1 protein-coding gene is annotated in these 225 nt (G+C 31.6%); it reads right to left on the bottom strand.

What is annotated here, in order from left to right; genetic code table 11:
* A partial coding sequence (locus ACNDLV_RS08280; RefSeq protein ID WP_498883122.1) for a hypothetical protein occupies nucleotides 1-225 on the bottom strand: 225 nt, incomplete at both ends.

The raw sequence follows: 225 nt of genomic DNA, 5'->3' as shown, positions 1-225 counted from the left end.
CTTAAGGGCTACTTTACCATTAAAGAAGTATGCAAAAACTAATATAATCGAAATTGTACCTATATAAATTAATGGCAAAGAAGAAATGTTGCCACGGAATAATAGGTTAGCACCAATACTTAGTAAATTTCTTTTGGCATCGATGACGGGTGCAGGTAGATGATAATTTAACTTATTTTCTAGTAAATTATAAAAAGTTGGAACACTCGCAAAAGCAGATAGAAG

The sequence above is a fragment of the Lactobacillus fornicalis genome, assembly GCF_055362665.1.
This window is presented reverse-complemented; position numbering and strand designations above follow the sequence as displayed.